Source organism: Limimaricola pyoseonensis (genome assembly GCF_900102015.1).
Lineage (GTDB): Bacteria > Pseudomonadota > Alphaproteobacteria > Rhodobacterales > Rhodobacteraceae > Limimaricola > Limimaricola pyoseonensis.
Genome location: NZ_FNAT01000005.1, coordinates 19,278 through 40,249, shown reverse-complemented (window position 1 = coordinate 40,249; position 20,972 = coordinate 19,278). Strand labels below are relative to the sequence as shown.

The window sequence follows — 20,972 nt, the reverse complement described above, 5'->3', positions numbered from 1 at the left end:
GGCTCAGACATCGACCAGCTCCCCGCTCAAGTCACAGTTGTAGCACGACTCCGCCGCAACTAACGTCAGGTGCAGGCCGCGCGCCGCAAACGCGCGACCTGCCACACCCCCTAGCCCACGAAAGCCGACAGGAGGCATGTTCAGAATGAGAGAGAGCAGATGCGCGAGACCCACGACACCCGTAGCCCCGCCCGCGCCGTCGAAGCCGACGGGGATGCCGCCGGGCATCAAGCCGCCTCGGCCACGGTAGATCTGCAGCGCTTCGAACTGCTGCGAAGTGCGCTCTATCACGAGGACCGGGAGGACTGGTACGGGCGCTACAGCCGGATGATCACCTTCATCGTGCTGCTGCTCGGCAGTAGCGCCGTGGCCGCATTCGGCGCCGACCATGAGATCTTCGGCCAGATCGCTGGCGCGATGATTGCCGTCCTGTCCGGCATCGCGCTCGTCTGGGACATGGGCGGGCGCATGCAAGCTCACGCCGTGCTCAAGCGCCGCTTCTTTTGGCTGATGGCGGAGATCGAGCGCGGCCGTGCCCCTCATGCGATCATGGCCGAGGCCACCCTGATTTATGCCGATGAGCCTCCAGCGATGTGCGCCGTGAACGCGGTCGCGCACAACCGGGCGGGGCGGAACATCTACGGCGACGACTTCGACCGGGTAGCCCTCTGCTGGCGCCAGCGGACCTTCCGCCACTGGCACGCTTTTCGCAGCCTGGAGGAGCCTCGACCCTGACGTGGCAACCACGACCCTCATAGCGCGATCTCGCGCATCATGAGCGCCGGCAGGTCCGCGAGCAGCGAGGCGGCGAAGATCAAGACCAGCACGACGGCGATGATCGTCACCCCGTTCGCGATCAAGGACATGATCCGGCAGGGCAGCGAATCCGCTTCCGGCTGGCCCGGTGCCGGCGGCCGGTTGACGTTGGCGAGCGGAAAGCCGTGTACGATCGGTGCGGCGGGCGTGGCGCGGGGGATGCGGGCGGGCTGGGTCATGCCGCGGCCTCGGGTGTTCCGAGATACTGGCGCGCCGCATTGCGGACCATCTGGTTGCCGGACCAGAGTGCAGCGATTACGGCCGCCTTGCGGCGCAGATCCTCAGGGTCGAGGAACAGGGCAACCTGCGCCCATTCGAGTTGAGCGCGCCGCAGGGTGGGGTCATGGTCCGGCTCGGCCCAGCCGCCGATCGCGCTGCGCGCGTTGATGTGCCAGTTCATCGCGGCATGAGCAGCGTCGAAGCCGAACACTTCGATGCCGTGAAGGGCGATGGTGAAGCAGGAGCGGCCGTCGTCGGAGGGCGGCTGCCAGCTACCGCCGGTCTCGATGATTTCGTTGGCGATGGCCTCAGTGCGGTCTTCAGGGGTCATACGGTCTAGCGCATGAACCAGGCGAGTTGCTCGGTTGTGTAGGTCGAGGGGCATCTGCGGTCTCTCCTCTGCGCCGCGAGGTGCGGCTTATAGGGGGAGACTAATGTAGGTTAAATCCTACTTCAATCCAACAATAGGAAAAAACCTACGTTCCGGCTTCTTGCCGTGCTTTACACCCCTGCCAGCGGCGGGCGGTGGCGCACGAAAAAGCCCGCGCGGGGGCGGGCGAGGAGGGGTGATGCTGGAAGTGTTTCAGCTGCTCAGCATCTACATCGCAGGAATAGGTACGGGGATCTCGGTTGTGGTGCTTTCGATTGCGGACCGCAAGGCCTCCATCGAGACGCTGATGAGAACGCTGCTTGCGCGTTCAGCCTCGGGAAGTCGGATAACCACCGGTACCTCAATTACCGAGGCGATCGAGGTTGGTGACTTCGGATGCCCGATCAGATCAAGCGAGAGAACTGAGGAGAAGTCGTCGGGCTGGCGGCCCAATTTCGGCGGATATACCGACTTGTCTACTTTCGACAGCATCTTGGCCGAGACCTGTCTGCGGCCCTTATCGGCTTGAATCGCCACTATCCTAACGGAATGATCGGTATGGTTTTCGACCCTCACTATTACGGTAGCCCCGGCCGCACCGCGACCCTGCAATTCGACCCAGACCCTCGGCCACTTGGGTGGCAGCGTTCGGCGATAAGCCAGCCATGAAACGGCAAGAGCAGCGCTCGAGATGACGATTGGCAACCAGTTCGCCAGCGCCGGCAGAAGCCCGTCTGAGTTCACTGCCGCTCGGGCTTTGCCAGCTTCACGGCAGTGCCTGTCGCTGCGACTAGGAGCATCGACTTATGCCCACCGCTGATCTCGCTGTAGTCCAGATCGACAGCGATGACGGCATCCGCTCCGAGCCGGCCTGCCTCTTGCTTCATCTCATTGAGGGCGGTCGTCCGAGCTTCCCGGAAAGAGTTCTGCGAAGAGACTACCCGGCCGCCGGTCGCGTTGCGTACTAGGCCAGCAAGATCTCGGAAGACGCTCACGCCCAAAACGCACTCAGCACTGACGATGCCGAGACGCTCCTCGATCGGAAGGTCGATATGGGTTTCGGTCGTGATCATCAGGGGCGGGGCCGGCGGAGGTGGGGCTACCCTGTTCGCCGATCTGTCCGGCCCCAATGCGTTCAAGCGTTGCTCGTACGCCGGGCGGCACTTGGCGCACCGGTTGTTGATCAGAAGCCAAGCATCGACTGCCTCTCGGCAATCTACGCACAGGTTAAGCGCTATGGTTCCTCCACAGCTTTCTATGACCCCACGCCTCCATCACTCGTCCTCCTGCTCTCCATGAGACCTGTCACCGCCGCGTGTCCGCCGCTTCTGTAACCACCACCCCTGAAGCACCGGCGTCAGCGCCACGAACAGGCTCAGCACGAAGACCGGCCCCATTACGATCAGCACTATCGGGAAGATGTGATAGAACGGCCAGTTATCCCACAGCGTGATGCCGACCACGGCCGGCGTCGCGGCCAGCACGAGCGCGGCGATCAGGATCATTATCCGCCATGGTTGAGTGGGGCGCCAGGTCACTTGCCGAAGTTCCTCAGCTGCTTAGCCGTCGCGATAGCCAAGCGCACGAACTCGGGATCGGCGCCGAGCTCCCTGGCCTTTGCTTCCAAAGCCTGAGCCGCATTGAGCCTCTCGTTGACCGACAAGCTCAAGGTCTCGACTATGCAGGCGACGACATCTAGTGCCGTGGCAGGGGGGACGGAGGGGGTGTCGACGGGCTCCTCATGCATAGATGATACCGGAGGCAGCAGTGTGTGGCTTTCTGTGGCGCCACGTATGGACATCGGGGGGCACGCTCATCCGATTTTCCGCGCGAGATCCGCAGGCCAATGCAACCGAACTGGCGCGGCCCACTTTAGCCGTACATCATGCTGGTTCTCGGCGCCGGGGTTCAGCGAGATTAGGTTGAAAAGGCCCGGCTCGCTGCCGAGCTTCACCTGCTTGACCCAACCCAGGCCCTTCTCGCACTCGCAGACGCAGCGGCGGCCGACGGCTTCGGTGGGCACGCCCTCGGCGACAGCCCGCGTGTAGAACAGCAGATCCCCCGCGCTGTAGATCGGCTCCATGGAGTCGCCCTCGACCTCGACCGCGACGATGCCTGAGATCGGCAGGCCTGGCGGCGCCTCTACCTGGGGGCCGTCACCTTCCTTGCCGTAGGCGTCGAACACTGGGACTTGCGCGCCGGCGCCGACTTTGCCGGCTATGGCGATGGTGCGGAGACTGGGAGGGTCGCCTACGATCTCATGTACGGAGACCCCAAGGACGTCCGCGATCTTTACAAGATTCGCAAAGGTCGGGTTCTTCGTCTTTCGTGTGATGATGTCTCGGACGCCCGTGGCGCTCATGCCGGCAGATATCGCCACAGCTCGGTTGTTCATCCCGCGCTCAGCGATCAATGCCTCAATCCTCTGCGCGATCATGTCACCTGTATCCATGTAGGTAATTTCCTACACGCAGCATCTGGGGGCAAATAGGTTAAATCCTCTTGTCATGGTAGGATAAAACCTACATCATGGTGCTCATGATGATGCAGCAGTTCAGAAGCGAGATAGAAGCCTACCTGCGGCGGACCGGCACGAAGCCGTCCACCTTCGGTCGGTGCTTCGTCTGTGATCCGGGTTTTGTGTCGCGCATCCGCGCGGGCGGAGAGGCCCGCCCAAGCACAATCGAGAAGATCCGCGACCTGATGCACAATAACCCGTCGGGTCCGAAGGGCGACTCCGCACCCGATAACACCACCGCCTGATCCACCCTCCCTTGCAGCCCTGAGCCCCGTACATGCCCCTTTCGCCCGGACATCGCCAAACTGCGCCCTGCGCCCACAACCAGCGGGATTCTCGTACGGCTGCACAGTCGCACAAGGCCATTTACCATCAATGCATTGCGTCCGTCTCATACCGCTATGGTGGTGCGAGAAAGAGCACGCGGCAAAGCAATAAGGTTGCATGTCATGCCTGATAGCCGCTCTTACCTTCATACGCTGATGCGCGGCGCGGTGCGTAAGCACTTTCCGAAGCAAGCCTGCGCGGCCCTCGAGATCGCCGAATACTGGGGCGGCATCGGCGCGACGGTCGATTACGCCGCGTTTTCGCGCAAGATGAACGGCACCCGAGAGTGGGCACTCGCTGACGCCGTGGCCATTTACCACCTGACCGGCTCGCAGCGGATCCTCGATGCTATTAAGGCCGAAGGCTCCGACGATCAGCCCACCGATCCTTCGGCCCTACTGAACCTTGCGGCCGACCTTATCAAAGAAGGCGGCGAGGGCAGTGCAGCGCTGATCGAGGCTGGGCAGGGCGGTTGCTTGACGGTAGCCGAGGCGCAGTTGATCGATATCGCAGAGGCAGCCGCACGAGCGCTTGCCGCTGTCCGTTCGCTACGGGGGGCGGCGTAGTGACCGCCATTCGCTTCGCTCAGACTCGGTGGCTCTTGTCCACTCGCTTCAGAATGGAGTGGAGAACCTGGGCCTCGCCGTGGCTTCCGGTCGTCTCGAGAACGGCAATGAGTTCCATTATCCGAGGTCTAAGGATTGGCCACGCTGCCGTTTCGCCGATGAGAATGGTGGTCAGTGCTTCTCCAAATACCTCTTCGGCTTCAGCTTGCGCTTTCGCAGCGCGGATCAGGTCGTCGGCCTGCTTCGACCATACGGGTTTCGTCTCCATCGTTGTCTCACTGCACTCCCAAGTTGCTGGAATATTCCCAGAGGTTGTTCAGCGAATTGACATTGCATGCCCCAATCACGCAATCAGCGGCGGGCTTAACCTTTGTAAAGTTGGTTCGCTCTGTGGCGGTTTTGCCCGGAGAAACCGATGAGCGCCCCCGTTCCCTACATTGGCGCGTCCCTCTCCTTTCGAGAGCAACCGTTCGCTCTCGCCGATCTGCCGCTCTCACAGACTAGCGGCCGCATCGCCGCTCCTATCTGTCGACCAGGCACGGCTAATCGCGATTTCGACTTATCGCAAACGCTGTCTCGTCGAACGGCCGCGCCACCGGACGGGGCCACGAGCCACATGGCTCTGACAGCATCCGGTGTAATTGCCCGGTTCGACACGCTGCCACCGCTCAAGCCAGCCGGAGAGAATTTCGCATGACCCATTATCGCGCCATCGATGTCAGTGGCCGGACGATGCCGGAGGAGATCCCGATCGAGGATCGCCCCGAGCTCGTGTGGATCCCGATCGCGCGGCTGGTGATCGATGATCGCTACCAGCGGCCGCTCCTCGAGGGGAACTGGGAGATCATCCTCCGCATCGCGACGAACTTCACCTGGAAGCGCTTCTCGCCGGTCATGACCGCCCCCCTCGACGATGGGCGCCTGGCGCTGATCGACGGGCAGCATCGCACCCACGCCGCGGCGCTGGTCGGTCACACGGCGGTGCCGGGCGCGATCAACGATCTCGCGCCGGCCGAGCAGGCGGCCGCCTTCGCCGGGATCAACGGCGACATGACACGGGTCCATCCGATCCAAGTCTACAAGGCCGCGCTGGCGGCAGGCGAGACCTGGGCGGTCGAGTGCGACCGCGTGGTACGTGCCGCCGGCTGCGAGCTGATGACGGTGCAGGCCAGCAGCGACAGACGGCAGGTCCGGCAGGTCTACAGCGTTTCGGCGATCCGCCAGATGGTCGAGGCCGGCCATGGCGAGATCGTCACACGGACCCTGACCGCGCTGTCGCGGAGCTGCTTCGGCGCGAACTTCACCGAGGCCTGGACCAACGAAACGTTGAAGCCGCTCCTAAGCGCCGCGATCGCGGTGCCAGATGTACGGCTCAGTACGCTGGTCGGGTTCTTCGACAGCCTCGATCTGGTCACGACGAATGCCAACGCCGCGAGGATCCGGACCCAGCCCGGTTACTCGCAGCGCAGCCACATGGCGGTCTTCACCCAGCTGCTGACGGCCATGCTGCAGCGCTGGCACCGCGAAGGAGGAATCCCACGATGACCATCGACATCCTGGCCGCGCTGCGCGCCGCAGCGGCCGCGCCGGCCTCGGCCGCCCGTGCTGGCACCGACATCCTCGCCGATCTTGCCGCGCTGGATGGTCCGCGGGGCCGGTCGGCTCCGGCAAACCCTGCCCAGGCACCGCTCTCGGCCAGACCGGGCGGGCAGGGTGTCCGTCCCTCGCTTCGTGACGCTATCGAGGCACAGGTCGCGGCTGCGAACCGCGAGGCGCGCACTAACGCCGAACGGCGCGAGCCCTGGCCGGAGCATTGGTGGGCGGGCACCGACAGCGCCGATGTCTCGCGCTGCCAGATGCTCTGGCAGGAGGTCCTGCGTCACTGCCTGATGTCTGTCACCGACGACGTGCTCGAGGCGCAGCGGCGGGGTCGCCCCGCGCGCCCGACATGGATCGGCACGCCCGACTTCGCACTGGTCTGTGACCTTGCCGGGTTCGACTCCTCGGCCGTGGCCGAGCGCGTCGTCGCCCGGCTGCGCGATCCGAATGGCGCGCTCACGCTGCGCCGCCACCTGGCGATCGCGCCGCGTGCCTCGGAGGAGCAGGAGTGAGCGATATCAATCCCAGCATGGCATTCGGCTACCGGGCACTGACGATCGCTCTCGAAGCGCGCCAGCGTCCGGTGACAGCCGGCGAGATCGAGGCCTTCTCGACCTACGCCCGCGACCTGGTGCCGGACGACGAGCTGGCGATGTCGGCGGTTTCCGTCTTCGCGGCAGACGCGCCCGACGACCACGAAGGGGCGGGCCTCGCGCTCTTCCACTTCGTCTGCGACTGGAAGGACGGCGCGGTGCGCAGCGATGCCGAGCGGACCGAACAGCTCCTGCGCGAGGAACTGCCCCGCGGCTTCGACGCCTGGCAACGCGAGGTCGCTCATGGCTGAACGCCAGCGCCAGCCCGTGGATCTCGCGGCCGTGGCGGCAATGGTCGAGACCGCGGTCACCTACGCCTTGACGCCCGCCCGCTCGGACGACGTGCGTGCCAGCCTGCGCGCGCGGCTGCGCGAGGTTCTGGACCGGCTCGGCAAGCCGAACGACGAGCCGCTGGCCGAGCCGATCGAACTCGTGCGGGTCCAAGCGGGCCGCGTGGCGCATGGTGTCGCCGGCATTCGACCGGAACAGGCCGATGAGCTGCTGCGGCGAGCGCTGCTGATGCTCTATGCCGGGCGCTCCGACGCGGCGCAGCAACGCTTTTCCGGCGGGCTGTGAGGCGGACATGGGCGTGCAGGACGACACCCGGCTTGAGGAGGCTCGCGCGATCCCCATCGTGGAGGTCGCGCATCGGCTCGACATCCGCGGCCTGAAGCCGTCGGGGCGCGAGCAGGTCGGCCCGTGCCCGGCCTGCGGCGGGACCGACCGCTTCTCGATCAACCCCGATCTCGGCGTCTTCAACTGCCGGCACTGCGGTGGCGGCGACGGCGTGCGCCTGGTCGAGCTCGTGCTCGCCTGCGACTTCAAGGCGGCGTTGGCCTGGCTCGTGGGCGAGGCGGAGCGCGAGATCGATCCGGTGGTCCGCCGGCAGCGCGAAGAGGCCCGCGAGCGCGACCGTGCGAATGCCGAGCGGGTGGCGGAGCGCAAGCGCGCCGAGGCCGTCTCGGCCGCGCGCTCGATCTGGGATGCGGCCGCCCCTGCCGCCGGCTCGCCCGTCGTCGACTACCTGCGGCTGCGCGGGCTGCCCGATGCACTGGCATCGAGCCCGCCGCCCTGCCTGCGCTACGCGCCGGCGCTGCCCTACATGGTCCCGGCCGAGGATCGCGGCTGGCAGGAGGTCCATCGCGGCCCCGCCATGCTCGCGGCGATCCAGCTGCCCTCAGGCCAGTTCTCGGCCGTGCATCGCACCTGGTTCGACCTCGACCAGCCGCAGGGCAAGGCGCGGATTATGCATGAGGGCGCGGTGCTCAAGCGCAAGAAGAGCCTCGGCTCGAAGAGGGGATGCGCGATCCGGCTGACGCATCACAAGCCGCGGCCGGGCGACTTCGACACGCTGGTGATGGGCGAGGGGATCGAGACGACGTTCACCGCGCTCGCGGCCGACGCGCTGCCCGGCACGGCCTACTGGGCGGGGATCGATCTCGGCAACATGGCCGGCAAGCGCGTGCTGCGCGGCAAGGGCATGAAGTATGCCGGGATCCCCGATCTCGAGGACGACAGCGCCTTTCTGCCGCCGCCGTGGATCCGGCGCCTGGTCTTCATCCAGGACGGCGACAGCGATCCGCGCGCGACCCGCGCCCAGCTTCTATCCGGCCTGCGCCGCGCCCGCGCGCGGATCCGCGGGCTCAACAGCATCTCCATCGTCCATGCGGGCGAGGGACAGGACTTGAACGACATTCTGACGAGGGACCCGAAATGACGGATGAGACCGATCCGCTGCGCGAGGTGCGCGACCGCATCGCCTCGGCCGAGGAGGTCGACATGGGCGGCGTGCCGACGGCGGCTGAAACCCTGGACCCCGATTGCGATGCCGGAGATCCGCAAGGCCAGGCGCCGGGCGACCCGAATGACCCCGGCCGGCCGGATGACACACCGGCGCTGGAGATCGAGGGATCGGCATATCCGCTCAACGATGTCGGCAACGGCCGTCGCTTCGTGCTCTATCACGGCAGCGACGTGGTGCAGGTGCCGCGGGTCGGTTGGTTCGGCTGGGACGGGGCTCGCTGGGCGCAGGACAGCAACGGCCTTGCCGTGCGGCGCCTGGCGCAGTCGGTCAGCGACCGGATGCTCGAGGAGGTCCGGTTCCTCGCGCTCGACGACTGGGAGCGGCAGCGCCTCGACGCGCTGCCTGCCGCCGAGGCCGAGGTGCGGCGACTGCGCGCGATCGAGGACCGGACCGACGAGGACGAGGCGGCGCTCGCTGCGGCGCACCAGAAGGTCAACGCCGCGGTGGCGGTGAAGAAGGCCCTCGGCAAGCGGAAGACCGAGCACCGCACCTTCGCCAAGTCGACGGGCAACACTGGCAAGATCGATGCCATGCTGACCGAAGCGGGCGTGACCCTGTCGAAGACGCTCGACGAGTTGGATGCCGATCCGCTGGCGATCAACACCGCGTCCGGCACGCTGCACTTCGTGGTGCACGAGGCAAAAGGCCAGCCGAAGCGCGCGGCCTGGGAGATGCGTGACCACGATCGCGAGGACTACCTGACCAAGTGCATGCCGGTCGAGCACGACCCGGAGGCGAAAGCGCCGCTGTTCGACGCCTTCCTGCGCAGGGTGCAGCCCGATCCGCAGATCCGAGGCTTCCTGCAGCGCTGGTTCGCGCTTTCGATGACCGGCGTGGTGGTCCAGAACCTCGTGTTCTTCTACGGCCATGGCGCGAACGGCAAATCGGTCCTGGTGGACCTGATGGCGAGGATGATGGGCGACTACTCGGCCACGGCCAAGATCGAGTCGCTGACCGGCCAGTCGAAGCGGGGCGGAGCCGATGCCACCCCCGACCTGATCCCGCTCATGGGGGCGCGCATGGTTCGGGCCTCCGAGCCCGAGCAGGGCGAGCGGCTCAAGGAGGGCACGATCAAGGAGCTGACCGGGGGCGAGCCGATCCTGGTGCGCGCCCTGCGCGAGGACTTCGTCGAGGTGAACCCCAAGTTCAAGCTGGTGATCTCGGGCAACCACAAGCCGGAGATCCGCGGCACCGACGACGGCATCTGGCGGCGCGTGCTTCTCGTGCTCTTCGGCGTGCAGATCCCCGAGGAGGAGCGGGATCCGCATCTCGGCCGGAAGCTCTGGGAGGAGCGGGCCGGCATCCTGAACTGGCTGATCGAGGGGCTTGAGGACTATCTCGAGCTTGGGCTGCAGGTGCCCGAGAGCGTGGCCGAGGCGACCCGGGCCTATCGCGAGGAGAGCGATCCGGTCGGCAGCTTCCTCGACCAGTGCTGCGAGGTCACGGGCAACCCAGAGGCCTTCACCCGGACCAAGGATCTCGTCACCGCCTTCAATTACTGGATGGACGAGCGTGGCGACAGCCAGTGGACGCCCCGCACGGTGCAGCTGCGGCTGAAGTCCAAGGCCGATCACTACCGCGATCGACGCTCCGGCCTGACCTTCACCGACGGCAAGCGCAGCATCGCCGGCTATCGCGGCCTGCTGCTCTCGGACGAGTTCAAGAACCGCATGGCAGCGGGCGCCGACACCGGCAGCTATGGCGGTCCGCCGGCCTCGTCGTCCTCCAGCGGTGCGCCTGCGGACTGGGCCCCGGACCCCTACTGATGAAAACAGCCGGGAGGATGGGGAGGATAGAGCCTCCGACGGGAGGAAGGCGTAGCCAAGGGGGTGCGGGGGAAATGTAAGAAGACCAATAGCTTGGGGGCAGGAGAGGGAGCCGAGGGAGGATAGGGAGGATGATTTCGGCATACGCGTACGCGCGTATTTCCAGCCACCAAGCCAGCAGCCAAAGGCCCTCATGCGTATACCGGAATTATCCTCCCTATCCTCCCTATCCTCTACTCCGTCCCATTTTATTCAACGAATACAGCCAACTGGAAGGATCGGAGCCGAGGGAGGATGGCGTATTCACCACGATCTATCCTCCCGTTCCTCCCGTACCTCCACAAGTCGACGCAAGACCTAGTCAGGCATCCACCATCGACACCAGATATTGAGAGAGACCTATCCATGTCGCAGCACTTCTCCCTCCTCGGCCTCACCGCGCGCCCCGTCACCGGCAAGGACCGTCTCTCGGACGAGGTAGACCGGGTGCAGGCGCTGCTGGCCCAGGCGCAGCCGCCCGCCGACTGCAGCCCCGAGATCCACGCGGCGCCGGGACGCGGACCAATGCGGGTGCTGCGCCAGTACGAGACGGTGATGACGCAATCGGGCCTGCGCACCCGCCGCGCCACGGCCGAGGGCTTTCATCCGGCAGCGACGGTCGATGCCTTCGACCGGATGGAGTTGCAGGCGCGCCGCCGTGATCCCGAAGGCCAGCCGCTCTTCACCGTTGCGCAGGTCGAGGCGGGACGCACCTATGCCGCGCTGGTCGAGCGGGTCGAGGCGGCCGGGGTGCGCTGCTCGTCGATCGAGGGCCAGGACCGGGCGGGCGATGGCTCGGCGTCGTGGATCGACGCGCTGATCCACGACATCCAACGCTACCGCGGGATGCTTCGCGCCATCGGCGACGAGGTCGTTCTCACGCCGCAGCGCCGCCGGGCCGACGATCCGCGCAGGACGATCCGGGCGCGCCAGCTGGTCGATGCCGTGTGCATCGAGGGGCGCACCTCGGCTGAGGTCCGCAAGGCCCAAGGTTGGGGCAATGCGCGGTCTGCGAATGCGGCGCTGATCGACGGGCTGACCGGCGCCCTGGATCGGCTCTATGCGCTCTGAGTGAAATTTGGGGCTTTTCGATTAAGCAAACCGGATGTAGCCCTTGGGGCATCATCACGAAGTGCGCCCGGCGGGACCCGAGACCCGACCGGGCGCTTTCGTATCCGGCCGCTGGCCGGGCCTCCCGTGCACCCCCCGTCCTTCGGGTCCTTCCCGCCGGCAACTCCGTATACGGGGGCGCTGAGGGCATGGGTTTCGCGGGGGTAAACAAGTCCGAGAGCCTAAACGGGCGGGTCTAAACGAGGGGCCACCAGTTAGACAGGATCCATCGATGACGATGCTGAGGGCGACCGAGCTGGCCACGAGACTGAGCGTCTCCAAGGGACGGGTCAGCCAGTACGTCGCCGAGGGCAAGCTCGATGGCTGCTACCAGGGCGAGGGTCGGGCCCGACGGTTCGATCTGGGCAAATGCGCCGAAGCGCTCGGGCGGCGGCTCGACCATGGCCAGCTCATGGGCAATGGTGCGGGGACACGCCGCGCGCTCGGCAGCATCGAGAGCGATGCCGGCAAAGTGGGGCAGGAAGCAGGCCCGAGCGAAGCGCGTCAGCTCAGGGACAACGATCCCGATCGGTACGAGTTGGCGCGCACGCTCAAGGCGGAAGAGGAGGCTCGCCGCCTGCGGCGCCAGAACCTCGAGGCGGAGGGCACCTTCGTCCTCGCGGCCGAGGCGCGGCGCCAGGCGGCGCGGCAGATCGGCCAGGAGATCGCCGAGATCGAGACGATGCTGCGCGACGGCGCGCGGCGCGTCGCCGATGTCACCGGAACGGACTACAAGCAGGTCCGGCAGCTTCTGATGGAAACCTGGCGGGCGCACCGCGGGTCGCGGTCGGATGCGCTGGCACGGCAGGCTCGTGTGGCGCCGCTCTCCGGCGTCGAGTCCGAGGCGGATGTCTGATGGGCTTTCTCTCGTCTGCCGAGGCGGAAATCGCGGCGGCCCTGGCCGAGGCCCTCGCGCCGCCTCCGCCGCCCGACATCACGCGCTGGTGCGAAGAGAACATCGTCTTCGACGAGCGCTCGCCGATGCCCGGGCCGTTCCGGATCGACCGCTTCCCGTTCCTGCGGGAGATCCACGAGGTGCTGAGCCCGGAGCATCCTGCGCGAGAGGTGAGCGTCCGCGGCAGCGCGCAGTGGGGCAAGACGGTTTCGGTGGTCAACCCGGTGGTGGCCGCCTGGCACGAGTACGGTCCGCTCGATAGCCTCGTGGTGCATCCGACGACGTCGTCGGCGACCGAATGGGTCGACAACAAGTGGCTGCCGATGCGCCGCCAGGCGCCAAGCCTGCGCGCCATTTTTGGCGACGGCCGGGGCGGCGACAACAAGGACGCGAAGTTCAATCAGGAGACCCTGGCGCGGAACGGGTCGCTCAAGATCGCCTCGGCCGGGTCGCCGGATGATCTCGCCGGCACGTCGCGTCGCCTCGTGGTGCTCGACGACCTCGCGAAGTTCGAGATGACGCCCAAGGGTGACCCGGAGGCGCTGGCGCTGTCGCGGGCATCTGGCTTCGAGGATGCGAAGATCCTGCGGGTCTCGACACCGCAGATCGCGGGCACCTGCCGGATCACGCGGGCCTACAACCGCTCCGACCGGCGGCTCTACCACGTGCCGTGTCCGCATTGCGGGCACTTCGCGCCGCTGACCTGGGAAAATTTCCGCCGCAACCTCGACCCCGAGCGGCTGCATGCGGCGCATTTCACGTGCGAGGACTGCGACGCGGTCATCGGACACGAGTGGAAGGAGCAGATCATTGGGCGGGGCCGGTGGGTCGCGGGACATCCGCAGGGCGACCACCCCGGCTTTCACCTGTGGCGCGCCTATGCGCCCCAGCGGGATTGGGCCTCCATGGCGGTCGAGTTCGCCCAGGTCATGGGCTGGACCAGCGTGTCGGTGTCCGGCGCCTCCGAGGATGCGGCGAAGGCCACGACAGAGGCCGAGACAGAGCAGACGTTCTGGAACGACGTGATCGGCCTGCCGTTCGAACAAGCCTCGAAGGGGCCGGACTGGGAGAAGCTGCGCGACCGCGTCGAGAACGCGGCCGACGACGAGGTGCTGCCCAAGGGGATCGTACCCGCGCGCGGCGTGATTCTCGCGGCCGGCGTCGACTGCCAGCTCGACCGGACCGAGGTGCACCTCGTGGCTTTCGGCGCCGGCTACCGTCGCTGGGTGGTCGACTACATCGTAATCCCGCATCACATCGACAGCGACGAGGGTCGCCACGACCTCGACGCGCTGCTGAAGGCGAACTGGCGGACCGAGCGTGGCCTACAGCTGCAGGTCGACATGATGGCGATCGACGCGGGCACTTACACCGAGGCCGTCTGGGCCTATGCGAAGCGGCACCCGTGGAGCCGGGTGATCCTGGTTAAGGGCTCTTCAAGCCAGATCGGCCCAGTGCTGATGCCGATGAAGTTCGAGCGCCGCCGAGACGGCAAGGCGAAACGCGCGCAGAAGCGGGCGTTCATGCTGAACGTGAGTCAGATGAAGGCCGATTTCTATGCGTGGTTGGCGAAGGACGATCCGCTCGAGCGCGGCTATGTGCACATGGCCCGGGGGCTGGGAGACGAGTTCTTCCGCCAGATCACCTCGGAGGTCCGGATCCTGAAGCGCAACCGCGCCGGGGTGGTGACCAGCGCCTGGGAACTGGTCGAGCCGAGCCGCCGGAACGAGGGCCTTGACACGATGCTCTACGCGGAAGCGGCCGCGCGGCGGAAGGGCTGGGCGTCGATGACCGAGGAACAATGGGCCGTGCTTGATGCGGAGCGCGGCACGGCGCCCAAGGACCAGCAGGGCGATCTGTTCGACACGACCATTCCTGCGGTTGGCCCCGCAACCAGTACCGACGCAGGCGCATCGCCTGCGCCGAAACGCAGAACACTCTCGGAGATCCTGAATGGCCGATGATGCGATCCTGCAGGCCCGCCTCGACGAGGCGGAAGGTGCCCTGCACCAGCTGATGACGGGCTCCCAGGTGGTCGCGGTCGGCTATGACGGTGACCGTCAGGAGTACAGCCGGGCGAACGAAGCCGGGCTCAGGCGTTACATCCGAAGCCTCAAGCGGCAGCTGGGCCAGGCCGTCGGCACCCGCAGCCGTCGGGTGATCTACTAATGGCCAGCGCTGCAGCTCGCATCAGGCCGGGGTCTGTGCGCTTGAAGGCCGGCGCGCAGGGGTTCGGCGAGACCTCCTACGTCGCGGGCGGAGACAGTTCGGATGCCATGCTGGCATTTCAGCCGCCATTCAGGTCCGCTGATGCGGAAGTGCTGCCTAACAGGGAACGGATCGTATCGCGATCGCGCGACCTTGCCCGCAACAACGGTTGGACGGCCGGCGGCATCGTCAAGGAGGTCGATGCGGTGGTCGGGAGCCGGTTCCGACCGCTGCTGAAGCCCGACTGGATGGCGCTAGGGCTGAGCAGCGAATGGGCTGCGGAGTTCAAGAACCGGGTGGAGGCGCGTTGGCGCAACTACGCGGAGGATCCGCGAAAGCTGTGTGACCTCACTCGCAGCCAGACGGTGGGGCAGATGTTCGCGCTGGCCTATCGGAACTACATCATCGAGGGCGAGGCTCTTGGGATCGTGAGCTGGCGACCCGAGCGCCCGACCGCCACCGTGCTTCGGGTCGTCGATCCGGATCTCCTGTCCACGCCCGCCGATCTGGCCGACGAGACGCGTCTGCGTTCTGGGGTGGAGCTCGATCGTCACGGCGCCGCATTCCGCTATCACTTCCGCCAGGCGCATGCGGCATCCCCATATGCCGACGAAGGGCAATTCACCTGGAAGGCATTGCCTCGTGAGAAGGGGTGGGGCCGGCCGGTGGTGATGCACTTCTTCGACAAGTTTCGCGACGGCCAGACACGCGGTGTTTCGCGGCTGGCTCCGATCATCGAGACGCTCCGGATGGAGGACCACTACGGCCGGGTCGAGCTGCAGGCGGCGGTGATCAACGCGGTGCTCGCCGCCTTCATCAAGTCTCCCATGGGCCCGGAGGCGATGGACGAGCTTTTCGGCGAGGGCGATGGCGGCAATGCAATTCTCGGCTACCATGAGAACCGTCAATCCTACTACGAGGCGCGCGACGGGGTGAGGATGGGCAATGCCCGCATCACCCAGCTCTTTCCGGGCGATGAGATCGGCATGGTCTCCACCTCTCGGCCGGCGGCGCAGTTCGCCGAGTTCGAGGGCGCGGTGCTGCGCAAGATCGCAAGCGGGCTTGGCATTTCCTACGAGCAGCTCGCGGCCGACTGGTCGAAGACGAATTACAGCTCCGCCCGCGCGGCCCTCGTCGAGATATGGCGGGGCTGGACCTCGCGCCGGGTCTCCTTCGCGCAAGGGTTCTGCCAGCCGTTCTTCATGGCGTGGCTCGAAGAGGAAATCGACACGGGCCGCATCACGTTGCCGCGGGGCGCGCCTTCGTTTCGCGAGAACTGGTCGGCTTACAGCCGGGCCAAGTGGATCGGTCCCGGCAAGGGCTTCGTCGATCCGGTCAAGGAAGCGCAGGCCGCGGCCATGCGGGTGGCTCTGGGTCTCTCGACACTCGAGGAAGAGGCAGCCGAGCTGACCGGCAGCGACTGGCTCGAAAACATGGAGCAGATCAAGCGCGAGATCGGCGTGCTGCCCGAAGGCTCCCTGCATCCGGTGCAGGAGAGCTTCGCGCGCCTCCTGGGGCAGGTCGGCAGCCCACTTCTCGATGAAAGGACCTGATGGGAATGGATCATCCGCAGATCTTCGCCAAGGCGTTCAACACGCCGCTCCTGGTCGACATGCGCAAGGCCCAGGCCTTCGTGTCCGGCTTCGGCCAGCGGCTCTTCGGGGCGGCGCCCGAGATCGTGGGCGGCCTCGATGCGCTGCCCGATGCGACCTACCGCACGGCCAAGCCGTTCGCCTCGCTGCTCGACAACTCGCTTTCGGATCGTATCCGGGAGAGCGGCCATGGCTACGCCATCCGTGACGGCGTGGCGGTGGTCCCGGTGACCGGCGTGCTCGTGCACCGCGGCGCCTGGCTCGGCCGCTCCAGCGGGCAGACCTCCTATGAAGGTCTGGCCGCGCAGGTCGAAGCTGCGGCGGAAGACAGCCGCGTGCAGGGCATCGCCCTCGAAATCGACAGCTTCGGTGGTGAGGTGGCGGGCTGCTTCGGGCTTGCATCCCTCATTCGCGAGGTGCGCGAGCACAAGCCGGTGCAAGCCTTCGTCGCCGAGCATGCATTCTCGGCCGGCTATGCCCTCGCAAGCCAGGCAGGGCGGGTGATCCTGCCCGCGACCGGTGGGGTCGGCTCGATCGGCGTCATTTGCATGCATGCCGACTACAGCGGCGCGCTCGACGCCTCCGGCATCAAGGTCACGATCATTTCGGCCGGTGCGCACAAGGCGGACGGCAACCCCTATGCGCCATTGCCCGATGAGGTGCGCGAACGGATCTCGGCCGAGATGGAAGCTCTGCGGGGCATGTTCGCGGCGGAGGTCGGGAAAGGGCGGGGCAGTCGGCTGGATGCATCGGCAGCCCGTGCGACCGAAGCGCGGAGCTTCATGGGCGACGAGGCCGTGGCCGCCGGGTTGGCCGACGAGGTCGCCGAACCTCGATCGGCCTTCGAGGCCTTCGTGGCCGAAATCCAGGGCGGGGCCAGCGCAAGCCTGACCCGGCCTCGAGTCATCAGCAGCAGAGAGGGTCCGCAGATGAAGGACGACGACAAGGACGAGACCGCGCCGGAAGAGCAGATCTCCGGCGGAGACGACGTGACCGAGGACGACGAAGATCAGCCCACGAATGGTGCATCGGCGTCCTCGGAGCGGCAGCGGATCGCCGCGATCTTCGCCCTCGCGGAGGCCGATGGTCAGGACAGGCTCGCGCGCCACCTGGCGTTCGAGACCGAGCTCGGGCCGGACGCCTGCGCCGGCATTCTGAAGGCAGCTGCGCAAGGTGTGTCGGGCGGCGCGCTCGCGGCCGCGATGGCCGGAGACGACACCGACATCGACACGCCCGAGGCGGGCGCGCCGAAAGGCCCGCGCGCCGTGGACGCGGTGAAGAAGCGCTACCAGACCTGACGCGGTCGGCGGCTTTCATGCAGGGCGTTCCACGCGACCTGCTTTCCCAATCGGCATAGGAGAGAACCATGCCCGTCAAGACGGAACGGAAGGTGCTGGGCGACGTCCTGCTCTTCGAGGAAGACGACTTCTACAGCCGCGAGACCGGCACGCTGAGTGGTGGCGGCAGCTACGAGATCGGGCTCGTGCTGGGGCGCGTCACCGCCACGGACAAGCTCGTGCCCTACGATCCGGCCGTGGCGACCGGCGCGGAGACGGTCGTGGGCGTCCTGGCCCAGAACATCGACACCGCCGCGGGCGATGTCGACGACGTCGTCTTCATCGCCCGCCATGCCCGGGTGAAGCGGCACGCGCTGCTCTACGGCACCAGCGTCGATACCCCGGCCGAGCGCGCGACCGCGGTCGAGGGCCTCAAGGCCCTCGGCATCCTGACCGACGTCTGATCCGGGCCCGCCTCGAGGGCGGCCCGCTCGCGTCATTCCCGACATCACTGAAAAGGATATCTCCATGCTCACCATGGACATCTTCCGGGACGACGCGTTCCGGGTCTCCGAACTGACCGAGGCGGTCAACAACATCCCGAACCAGTGGGGCCGGATCGGCGAACTCGGTCTCTTCGGACCGCGCTCGATCCGGACCACGACCTTCGAAGTGGAATCGAAGAACGGGGTGATCCAGCTGGTGCAGTCGAGCCAGCGCGGCACCGCGATGCCCGGCGCGCGGCGCGGCAAGCGCGAAATGCGGACCTTCCGCACGCCGCGCTTCGGCCTGTCCGATACGGTGATCGCCGACGACATCCAGGGCATCCGTCCCTTCGGACAGACGAGCGCGCTGGCGCAGGTGATCGACATCGTCATCGATCGGCAGTCCGAGATGCGCGGCTCGATGGACATCACGCGCGAATACCTGCGTGCCGGCGCGCTTCAGGGGCAGGTCCGGGATGCCGACGGGACGGTCCTGGTGGACCTTTTCGATGAGTTCGGCATCACGCAGAAGGAGGTCGATTTCGTCCTCGGCACCGCAAGCACCGACATCATCGGCAAGGCGGCGGAGGTGAAGCGGCACGTGGAACTGAACCTGCGCGGCGACGTCATGCGGGGAGTGCATGCGCTGTGTTCGCCGACCTTCTGGGACAAGCTGATGGCCCACGACGACTTCCGTGAGGCGCACCGGTACTACCAGTCGGTGGCCGAGCCGCTGCGCAACGACGTGCGTGGCGGGTTCCGCTGGCAGGGCATCACTTGGGAGGAATATCTCGCCGAGGGCGAGGTGCCCCAGGAGGACGGCAGCATCGTCACCTCGAGCTTCATCCCCGACGGCGAGGCGCGGTTCTTCCCGGTCGGCACCCGCCAGACCTTCCGCCAGTACAACGCGCCGGCCGACTACATGGAGACGGTGAACACCCCGGGTCTCGACTTCTACTCGAAGGTGATGCCGGACCCGAAGGCGAACCGCTTCGTCGAGATCGAGGTCCAGATGAACTCGATCCCGTTCTGTGTCCGACCCGGCGTGCTGGTGCGCGGTCACTCCTCGAACTGAAGCCGGCCGTGAACATCAGCGGCGGCATTCCTGCGCCGCCGCTGCCATCCAGAAGGAGACGAAGGCATGGGAAAGTCGCCCGACGAAGTGAAGGTGCAGCTCGATCGCTCGTTCACCTATCCGATCACGGGGAACCGCCGCCGCACCCTTCCCGCCGGCTGGCGGGGAAGCGTGCCCGCTGACATTGCCGCACGGATCGAGAAGGGCTTCGGCCGAAAGATCTCGCGCAAGGCGTTGGGCCAGCCGAAGGCCGCTGAGCCCGGCAAATCGAAGTCGGCGGCCAAGGCGGCCCTCGACGAAGCCGACGATCAGGCTCCGACCGGGCCCGCGAAGTGATCGATCCCTTCCGGCGCGGCATCGACGCCGTGTTCGAGCGCATGGGACAGAAGGCCCACTGGTTTCAGGGTGGATGGGGGGCTGGTCTCGGCTGTCGCGTGATCCCGCGGGCGGCTGATGAAGAGACGAGCTTCGGCGGCACCCGACTGATCTCGGACGCGATGACGCTGAAGGTGCGCGTTTCGGAGATCAACGCGCCGTCAGAGAACGACGCGTTCGAGATCGAGGGGCAGCGCTACATCGTGCAGGGCGTGCCGACACGGGACGCGCGACGCCTTGTCTGGTCGATGGAAGCCCGGCCGGCATGAAGCTCGCGATCGACAGCGATCTCAAGTCGCTGTCCGAGCAGCTCGCGCGGGAGTATCGCGCGGGCGAGCGGGCAGTCACCCTATCGATGCGCCAGGCGGGCAGGGACCTCCAGACCCGCTGGCGTGAACAGGTGACCGTGGCCGGGATTGGTCGCCGCCTGGTCAAGAGCATTCGCAGCGAGGTCTATCCGAAGGGAACCGACAGCGCCGATGCGGCGGCGGTGGTCTACACCAAGGCGCCGAAGCTGATCGGCGCTTTCGACAAGGGCCCCCTGATCAAGTCGAAGGACGGCTTCTGGCTCGCCATCCCGCTGCCGGCAGCCGGCCGCGGGTTCTACGGCCGCCGCATGACGCCGCTCGACTGGGAGCGCCGACACGGCATGCCGCTGCGCTTCATCTACCGCCGCGGCAAGTCGGCGCTCCTGGTGGCCGACGATGCCCGCCTGACCAAGCGCTCGGGTCAGGCCAGGCAGAAGAGGGGGCGGCGGCGGAGAGACGGCACTCTCACAGGCGCCCAGACCGTGCCGATCTTCGTGCTCGTCCCGCAGGTGAAGCTGCGCAAGCGGCTCGACTTCAAGCGCGACGCCGACCAGGTCGGGGCGGGGTTGCCGGCCCGGATCGCGGCCAACTGGAGGGACTGATGCCCACCACGATCGAGACGATCCTGCAGGCGCTCGAGGCGACGCTCGCGAGCACGATGTCTTGTGAGACCGGGCGCGGCGGTACGCTGCCGACCCGCGTGCCGCCATCGGGCCTTCTCATCCTGCGCGACGGCGAGCCGGGCGAGCCCGAGATGACCATGGGGCCGCTCACCTGGCACTACGAGCACCGCGCCGAGGCCGAGATCTACCTGTCTGGCGACCCGGAAACGCGGACCTTGCGGTTCGATGCGCTGCGCGCAGCGCTCGGCCAGGCCATCGCGGCCGACCGGACGCTGGGCGGGCTCTGCGAGTGGGTCGAGGCGGAGGCGGCCTCGGCTGAGGATCTGCCGGTCGAGGGCGGCCTGGCGATCTCGGCCGCCTCGTTTCCGATCCGGCTGCACTACGCCACCACCGATCCGCTGGGCTGA

The 20,972-nt window shown here is 66.8% G+C and carries 28 protein-coding genes; 22 read left to right on the top strand and 6 right to left on the bottom strand.

All coding sequences use genetic code 11. The annotated features are described in order from the left end of the window. Positions 1 to 159 precede the first annotated feature (159 nt). A complete protein-coding gene (locus BLT43_RS11975; RefSeq protein ID WP_090113182.1) occupies positions 160 to 735 on the top strand; it encodes a Got1/Sft2-like family vesicle transport protein in 576 nt (191 codons plus the stop codon). 17 nt (positions 736 to 752) lie between these two features. Here the strand turns inward: BLT43_RS11975 and BLT43_RS11970 are convergent, their stop codons facing one another. Both BLT43_RS11970 and BLT43_RS11965 read right to left on the bottom strand, forming a co-directional pair. Then, positions 753 to 995, bottom strand: coding sequence for a hypothetical protein (locus tag BLT43_RS11970; RefSeq protein WP_090113180.1), 243 nt, complete (start codon positions 993 to 995; stop codon positions 753 to 755). Continuing rightward, positions 992 to 1,420, bottom strand: a complete 429-nt coding sequence (locus tag BLT43_RS11965; protein WP_131802651.1) for a hypothetical protein — start codon at positions 1,418 to 1,420, stop codon at positions 992 to 994. The genes BLT43_RS11970 and BLT43_RS11965 overlap by 4 nt, the downstream gene beginning before the upstream one ends. A gap of 184 nt (positions 1,421 to 1,604) precedes the next feature. On the opposite strand from BLT43_RS11965, the gene BLT43_RS11960 reads away from it, so the two are divergent. Next, positions 1,605 to 1,934 carry a hypothetical protein gene (locus BLT43_RS11960; RefSeq protein ID WP_090113176.1) on the top strand — a complete coding sequence of 110 codons (330 nt, stop codon included), beginning with the start codon at positions 1,605 to 1,607 and terminating at the stop codon, positions 1,932 to 1,934. Between the two features lie 211 nt (positions 1,935 to 2,145). On the opposite strand, the gene BLT43_RS11955 is transcribed toward BLT43_RS11960, so the two are convergent. The 3 genes from BLT43_RS11955 to BLT43_RS11940 all read right to left on the bottom strand — a co-directional run bounded on the left by BLT43_RS11955 (position 2,146) and on the right by BLT43_RS11940 (position 3,842). Continuing rightward, entirely contained in the window at positions 2,146 to 2,478 is a 333-nt protein-coding gene (locus BLT43_RS11955) for a YbjQ family protein (protein WP_090113174.1), read from the bottom strand. A gap of 201 nt (positions 2,479 to 2,679) precedes the next feature. Further along, entirely contained in the window at positions 2,680 to 2,910 is a 231-nt protein-coding gene (locus tag BLT43_RS11950; protein WP_090113172.1) for a hypothetical protein, read from the bottom strand. A gap of 308 nt (positions 2,911 to 3,218) precedes the next feature. Beyond that, a complete protein-coding gene (locus BLT43_RS11940) occupies positions 3,219 to 3,842 on the bottom strand; it encodes a helix-turn-helix domain-containing protein (protein ID WP_242652287.1) in 624 nt (207 codons plus the stop codon). A 92-nt stretch (positions 3,843 to 3,934) separates the two neighbouring features. Here BLT43_RS11940 and BLT43_RS11935 point away from each other — a divergent pair, with 92 nt between their 5' ends. Beyond that, complete coding sequence (locus BLT43_RS11935) at positions 3,935 to 4,168, top strand: hypothetical protein (RefSeq protein ID WP_090113165.1); 234 nt, start codon at positions 3,935 to 3,937, stop codon at positions 4,166 to 4,168. Between the two features lie 204 nt (positions 4,169 to 4,372). Next, positions 4,373 to 4,816: a hypothetical protein gene (locus BLT43_RS11930; RefSeq protein ID WP_090113163.1), complete on the top strand. Its 444-nt coding sequence runs from the start codon at positions 4,373 to 4,375 to the stop codon at positions 4,814 to 4,816. Between the two features lie 19 nt (positions 4,817 to 4,835). On the opposite strand, the gene BLT43_RS18925 is transcribed toward BLT43_RS11930, so the two are convergent. Beyond that, positions 4,836 to 5,084: a hypothetical protein gene (locus BLT43_RS18925; RefSeq protein ID WP_131802650.1), complete on the bottom strand. Its 249-nt coding sequence runs from the start codon at positions 5,082 to 5,084 to the stop codon at positions 4,836 to 4,838. Between the two features lie 425 nt (positions 5,085 to 5,509). Between BLT43_RS18925 and BLT43_RS11925 the strand changes: the two genes are divergently transcribed. The 18 genes from BLT43_RS11925 (at position 5,510) to BLT43_RS11840 (ending at position 20,972) form a co-directional block, all read left to right on the top strand. Beyond that, a complete protein-coding gene (locus BLT43_RS11925) occupies positions 5,510 to 6,361 on the top strand; it encodes a ParB/Srx family N-terminal domain-containing protein (protein ID WP_090113161.1) in 852 nt (283 codons plus the stop codon). Further along, a complete protein-coding gene (locus tag BLT43_RS11920; protein ID WP_090113159.1) occupies positions 6,358 to 6,927 on the top strand; it encodes a hypothetical protein in 570 nt (189 codons plus the stop codon). Before BLT43_RS11925 ends, BLT43_RS11920 begins: the two co-directional genes overlap by 4 nt. Next, positions 6,924 to 7,259, top strand: coding sequence for a hypothetical protein (locus BLT43_RS11915; protein WP_131802649.1), 336 nt, complete (start codon positions 6,924 to 6,926; stop codon positions 7,257 to 7,259). The genes BLT43_RS11920 and BLT43_RS11915 overlap by 4 nt, the downstream gene beginning before the upstream one ends. Further along, positions 7,252 to 7,584 (top strand): hypothetical protein, encoded by a 333-nt coding sequence (locus tag BLT43_RS11910; protein WP_131802648.1) that lies wholly within the window; start codon positions 7,252 to 7,254, stop codon positions 7,582 to 7,584. Before BLT43_RS11915 ends, BLT43_RS11910 begins: the two co-directional genes overlap by 8 nt. Before the next feature lie 13 nt (positions 7,585 to 7,597). Then, positions 7,598 to 8,725 carry a DUF7146 domain-containing protein gene (locus BLT43_RS11905; protein WP_242652286.1) on the top strand — a complete coding sequence of 376 codons (1,128 nt, stop codon included), beginning with the start codon at positions 7,598 to 7,600 and terminating at the stop codon, positions 8,723 to 8,725. Then, entirely contained in the window at positions 8,722 to 10,578 is a 1,857-nt protein-coding gene (locus BLT43_RS11900) for a DNA primase family protein (protein WP_090113151.1), read from the top strand. The genes BLT43_RS11905 and BLT43_RS11900 overlap by 4 nt, the downstream gene beginning before the upstream one ends. 405 nt (positions 10,579 to 10,983) lie before the next feature. Next, positions 10,984 to 11,688, top strand: coding sequence for a hypothetical protein (locus BLT43_RS11895; RefSeq protein WP_090113149.1), 705 nt, complete (start codon positions 10,984 to 10,986; stop codon positions 11,686 to 11,688). Positions 11,689 to 11,959: 271 nt separating this feature from the next. Further along, positions 11,960 to 12,583, top strand: a complete 624-nt coding sequence (locus BLT43_RS11890; protein ID WP_090113147.1) for a hypothetical protein — start codon at positions 11,960 to 11,962, stop codon at positions 12,581 to 12,583. Beyond that, entirely contained in the window at positions 12,583 to 14,586 is a 2,004-nt protein-coding gene (locus BLT43_RS11885; RefSeq protein ID WP_090113144.1) for a phage terminase large subunit family protein, read from the top strand. Before BLT43_RS11890 ends, BLT43_RS11885 begins: the two co-directional genes overlap by 1 nt. Then, complete coding sequence (gpW, locus tag BLT43_RS11880; RefSeq protein ID WP_090113142.1) at positions 14,576 to 14,791, top strand: gpW family head-tail joining protein; 216 nt, start codon at positions 14,576 to 14,578, stop codon at positions 14,789 to 14,791. Before BLT43_RS11885 ends, gpW begins: the two co-directional genes overlap by 11 nt. 41 nt (positions 14,792 to 14,832) lie before the next feature. Further along, positions 14,833 to 16,383, top strand: a complete 1,551-nt coding sequence (locus BLT43_RS11875) for a phage portal protein (protein WP_242652285.1) — start codon at positions 14,833 to 14,835, stop codon at positions 16,381 to 16,383. A gap of 5 nt (positions 16,384 to 16,388) precedes the next feature. Further along, a complete protein-coding gene (locus tag BLT43_RS11870; RefSeq protein ID WP_090113138.1) occupies positions 16,389 to 17,720 on the top strand; it encodes a S49 family peptidase in 1,332 nt (443 codons plus the stop codon). Positions 17,721 to 17,788: 68 nt separating this feature from the next. Beyond that, positions 17,789 to 18,163 carry a head decoration protein gene (locus BLT43_RS11865; RefSeq protein ID WP_090113137.1) on the top strand — a complete coding sequence of 125 codons (375 nt, stop codon included), beginning with the start codon at positions 17,789 to 17,791 and terminating at the stop codon, positions 18,161 to 18,163. Positions 18,164 to 18,227: 64 nt separating this feature from the next. After that, positions 18,228 to 19,259: a major capsid protein gene (locus tag BLT43_RS11860; protein WP_090113135.1), complete on the top strand. Its 1,032-nt coding sequence runs from the start codon at positions 18,228 to 18,230 to the stop codon at positions 19,257 to 19,259. Between the two features lie 66 nt (positions 19,260 to 19,325). Further along, the gene (locus BLT43_RS11855; RefSeq protein ID WP_090113133.1) at positions 19,326 to 19,595 is read left to right on the top strand and encodes a hypothetical protein; all 270 of its coding nucleotides are present in this window, start codon (positions 19,326 to 19,328) and stop codon (positions 19,593 to 19,595) included. Further along, on the top strand, positions 19,592 to 19,903 hold the full coding sequence (locus BLT43_RS11850; protein ID WP_090113132.1) for a head-tail joining protein: 312 nt from the start codon (positions 19,592 to 19,594) through the stop codon (positions 19,901 to 19,903). The genes BLT43_RS11855 and BLT43_RS11850 overlap by 4 nt, the downstream gene beginning before the upstream one ends. Next, positions 19,900 to 20,544, top strand: a complete 645-nt coding sequence (locus BLT43_RS11845) for a DUF6441 family protein (RefSeq protein WP_090113131.1) — start codon at positions 19,900 to 19,902, stop codon at positions 20,542 to 20,544. Before BLT43_RS11850 ends, BLT43_RS11845 begins: the two co-directional genes overlap by 4 nt. Beyond that, positions 20,544 to 20,972, top strand: a complete 429-nt coding sequence (locus BLT43_RS11840) for an acyl-CoA transferase (protein ID WP_090113130.1) — start codon at positions 20,544 to 20,546, stop codon at positions 20,970 to 20,972. Before BLT43_RS11845 ends, BLT43_RS11840 begins: the two co-directional genes overlap by 1 nt.